Origin of the sequence: Candidatus Angelobacter sp. (assembly GCA_035607015.1) — a bacterium.
GTDB lineage: Bacteria > Verrucomicrobiota > Verrucomicrobiia > Limisphaerales > AV2 > AV2.
Genome location: DATNDF010000389.1, coordinates 1 through 4,335, shown reverse-complemented (window position 1 = coordinate 4,335; position 4,335 = coordinate 1). Strand labels below are relative to the sequence as shown.

General features: G+C 57.2%; 5 protein-coding genes. 1 reads left to right on the top strand and 4 read right to left on the bottom strand.

Annotation, left to right across the window (positions count from 1 at the left end; all coding sequences use genetic code 11):
- The coding region (gene argF / locus VN887_15560; GenBank protein HXT41422.1) for an ornithine carbamoyltransferase at positions 1-891 on the bottom strand (891 nt) is incomplete at its 3' end.
- A 350-nt stretch (positions 892-1,241) separates the two neighbouring features.
- Here argF and VN887_15555 point away from each other — a divergent pair.
- Positions 1,242-1,535 carry a hypothetical protein gene (locus tag VN887_15555; GenBank protein ID HXT41421.1) on the top strand — a complete coding sequence of 98 codons (294 nt, stop codon included), beginning with the start codon at positions 1,242-1,244 and terminating at the stop codon, positions 1,533-1,535.
- Positions 1,536-1,548: 13 nt separating this feature from the next.
- On the opposite strand, the gene VN887_15550 is transcribed toward VN887_15555, so the two are convergent.
- The 3 genes from VN887_15550 to VN887_15540 form a co-directional block, all read right to left on the bottom strand.
- Positions 1,549-2,358, bottom strand: coding sequence for a hypothetical protein (locus VN887_15550; GenBank protein ID HXT41420.1), 810 nt, complete (start codon positions 2,356-2,358; stop codon positions 1,549-1,551).
- Positions 2,351-2,974, bottom strand: a complete 624-nt coding sequence (locus tag VN887_15545) for a hypothetical protein (GenBank protein HXT41419.1) — start codon at positions 2,972-2,974, stop codon at positions 2,351-2,353. The genes VN887_15550 and VN887_15545 overlap by 8 nt, the downstream gene beginning before the upstream one ends.
- Positions 2,975-2,985: 11 nt before the next feature.
- A partial coding sequence (locus tag VN887_15540; GenBank protein ID HXT41418.1) for a S8 family peptidase occupies positions 2,986-4,335 on the bottom strand: 1,350 nt, incomplete at its 5' end.

Below are 4,335 nucleotides of genomic sequence, written 5' to 3'. Positions count from 1 at the left end.
CAACAGCGCTTTCTGCGCGTGCAGCCGGTTTTCCGCCTGATCGAACACCGCCGATTGCGAGCTTTCGATCACCCCGTCGGTTACTTCCTCGCCACGTTTGGCGGGCAGGCAATGCAGGAAAATCGCGTCCGGCCGTGCCTGAGCCAACAGGCTTTCGTTCACCTGGAACGGCTGAAAGTCTTTCCGCCGCTGCTCGGCCTCTTTCTCTTGACCCATGCTGGTCCATACATCCGTGTAGACCGCGTGCGCGCTGGACACCGCTTCAACCGGATTGTTCGTTAAAGTCAGATCCGCGCCCGAAACCGCCGCCAATGCTTTCGCTTGCGCAACAATCTCCGCGTCGGCTTCATAGCCTTCGGGAGAGGCTAGCGCGAAATCCATTCCCAGCCGCGCCGCCGAGAGCATCAGTGAATGGGCCACGTTGTTGCCGTCTCCGGCGAACGCCAGCTTCAGGCCCCGCAAATCGCCTAACCGCTCCTTGATCGTCATCACATCGGCAAGCGCCTGGCATGGATGAAACCGGTTGCTCAACGCATTAATGACCGGCACGCCCGACCATTTGGCCAGTTCCTCAAGCGTCTTCTGCGAAAAGGTTCGCGCAACAATAGCATTTGTCCACCGGTCCAGGTTGCGGGCCATATCTTTCAATGGTTCACGGTCGCCGATGATGCCGGTGGAAAGGACCGAGTCGCCGCCCAACTGCTTGATCGCCAATTCAAACGTGAACCGGGTCCGCAGGGAGGGCTTTTCGAACAGCAGGCTCAAATACCGGCCAGAGAGAGAGTGCGCGTAGCGCGCGGGATGACCCTTTACCTGTTGCGCCAAGTCTAATAGCTGCAACAATTCCTCGTTGCTCAGGTCTAGGTCGGAGATAAAATCGGACGCCGCCATCCGAGCCGGAACCTTCGCGGTCGGCCGAGGGGCGACTTTCAGACTTGCCATCCTATTTACCCTCGTCTGAGAATATTTATTCAACAGACTGTATATTTACACACCAGGAAAGAGCCTGTCAACCGCTCGAGGCCAACGGTAGTGTCCTGTGGTGCGTTGCTGAGATGAATGAATGATTATTCAGTGTTTGGTTTCAACGGCTTGCGGGCGCGGGAACGAGTAATTTGGCGATTGTCAAGCTGGGTCGCAATTTTTTCCCACATTTCCTTATTCGTTGGTTCACCGCATGAACGACCAGCAGATTGTATCACTCTGGACGCTGTTGACAGGTTGTGCTAGTACGACAAGTGATGGAACAAAGGCAACAGGATGAAGTCGTCGGGCGGCTCGTAAGAGAACGCGCTGAATGTAATAAAAACATTGCGGCATTACAGGCTCAGTTAGCGAACTTGGCAGAACTAGTATCGCGCACCGGACAAAATATTGAAAAATTCTCCAGGGCCACCGGCGAAGAGGCTGAAGGGCTAGAAGCAGCGGTAAGGGGAGTGCAGCAGCTTGAATTGCTTTCAGTGATCGCCGATCTCAGGAAAGCACGAGAACGTCGATCCGATCTATTGGCCCGCTTGAAAGATTTAGGAGTATAAACATGCTGGTCTTTTAATGGCTCTCTTCGCAGGGCCCACGGTTCAGCCAACGGACACCGCGCCGGTCTATCTGGACAATCGAGAATGGCGGCCCGACTTCGGCGGGGGCCGCACTATTTTCGATTTCGAGGGCGCTCTGGATTCGCTGTTGCGGCGGCGCTTGAAACCATTGCCGGTTGAGGCTCAAATACGAGATAAGGGCATCGAGCGTACCGATTCCGTTGAACTGATTCGGCCCAAGCTCACGTCCATCTTGGCGAATAACCCTTCCGTTTTGCGCGGTCCACGAGATCACGGAAATCGACGGGGCATTGCTGCTGAATCCGATCACGAGAATGCTCAGCGCCTGCTTTCCATCAAAAGCCCGGTATTCCTTGGGCGCGTTGCGGCGTCCCCATTCCAGGCTTCGGCCGAGTCCTGGCCCAATGTCGGTTCTCAGCGAATTGAGAGCCTGTACCAGATCGCGGCTACCAGAGAGAGCCGTGTTGATATCGCGGGCCACATCGTACCCAGTCGCGCTATCCCGCAAGAGTCCGCTGAATCCGACAGCGACGCCATTCCGAGCAACTATCTTGCAGATGGAGCCAGACGGCTGTGTGCGGCTATCCGCTCCAAGATAGGCGGAATCATTGGTCGTCACGGCTATGACGGTGGTCCCATACGCAGGGGCAACGGACAACAACGAGAAGACTGCCAGCCGATGCAGATTAGACAAGCTTATCGATCGTATTTGGCTGGCTATGGAACGGAGCGCGGTGTCGTTTTTTACTTGGACGACGCGGCTGGGGGCAGTGGAATTGTTTCCGATTTTGATCTTAGGCATTCAGGAGATCCGCAATAGTCCAAACCCTATCTGTGATGCCGGATTCCATCGCAGGAGTAACGCGCAAGCTCTGGTGGATTCGGCAGAAGTTGTAATAGGCGATATGGAGTGCGATTGCGGCTTTGTGGTTCTCCAGCTTTTTACTGAAGGTGTTCGTTAGCCGTGTCATCCGACGAATGCCCATGCGCAACGTAAGGTTGAAGCACTCCACATGCGAAGTGCAAATGCGGGCCGGATCGGGATTTCCGCTAATCCGAACTGGGACTGCCTCCACTATGTCAGCGGGCGAGTAGCGGTGTTCGCCCTCGCGCGGCGCTGCATAGATTTTGACGAGCTGGGCGAAATCGCAGCAATCTGAGACCATTTCATCCACGGCGGCGATGTAAGACTGAAGACCGTCCGTGCTGAGTTGGAAACGGTCATCGGAGGTAGCGCGGCGCAATTTGCGCATGAGGCCCATCGCATGATGAAGGCTTCGGCGACCGACCGAAAAGGCCAACACGAGGGTAGTGTCCTGTGGTGCGTTGCTTGCACAGGACACTACCAGGCCAAAAGCGCAAAAAACCCGCGAAAATGACGCCCGAAGGGTCGTTTTAGCGGGCTTTTGCGCGCTCATTTGCGCGTTTTTCAGGGTTGAACGACGCTGAAATACGCGTCGGAATCCGACGTGGAAGAGTCCGTACCCCACACTCCCTTCTGTCCATCGGGACCTGAAGTGCCCCAAACTCCCTTGGTACCCCACACGCCTTTCTCTCCCCAGATCGCCTGGAAACCTGAAACCGAGCTGGTACCCCAAACTCCCTTGTTACCCCACACGGCCTTGTTCGCATCGACGAGCGAAGTTCCCCAGACGGATTGCGTACCCCAAACACCCTTGGTTCCGCCAACCGCCGTGCCTGAATAGACGTCGGTGTCGTCCCAGGTAGACGAGGGATCGTCGACGAGATAAACCTTCCCGGACGACGGGTCGTAACGAACGGTCGGCGACATGGCCGAGCCGGTGGCAAGGTCTCGATTGGCAAGCGCGGCCGCGACGTCAAGGTAGCCGGCGCCGACGGTCATGATGTCGTATTCGCTCACAAAGCTTTGACCCGTCACCGGATCGACCGCAGTGCTGGAGGCTGGGAACGTCTTGTAAGCGGTTTTCATGAGGCGGGCTTTCACCTGGTCGGGCGTCAGCGACGGTTGTCCCTGCAATATGTCGGCCACGGCACCGCTTACCACCGGGGTTGCCATGCTGGTTCCGTTCAGCATCAGGAACTTCCCGGAGGTCGTGTTGCTCCCGGTGGATTCATAGTAGGACAGCGGAACAAAGTCGCTCGGATCGCTGGCCAGAGTGGATCCCGGCGCGAGCAGCGACACAACATGGTTGCCGGGAGCCAGGATGTCCGGCTTCACAACATAATCGATCGCCGAGGGTCCCTTGGAGCTGTAACTGGCGATGAGATCGTCGGTGCGCGGGTAAGTGCTCATGGCTTTCATTGCGCCCACCGTGATCACGGACGGATCGTTGCCCGGCGACAGGATCGTGCCGTATCCGTCGTTTCCAACGGAATTGTCGCGGCCGTCGTTACCCGCGGCAACCACCACCACAATACCGGCCTTCCAAGCCGCCTCCACCGCCTTGCACAGCGGGTCCTGTTTATAGCTTTCATAGACCGGACGCCCGAGTGAAAGATTGATGACGCGAATGTTGTATTGACTCTTCAAGGCGATGGCGCGCTCGATCGCGGCAATCACCTGGCTGTCGGAGCCTTGGCCGTTCGCATCCAGGACTCGAAGATTGATCAGATTGGCGCCTGGAGCGATGCCAACGAGCGAACGCGTGCAGCCGAGGCATTTCGACGCGATTCCGTTGGCACCGACAATTCCCGCCACGTGCGTGCCATGGCCGTACAGATCCCGGCCGTTCCCGCCGGTGAAATCCTGCGTGTAGACGACGCGGGGCAGCAATCCAAGCAGGCTCAAATCGGGACT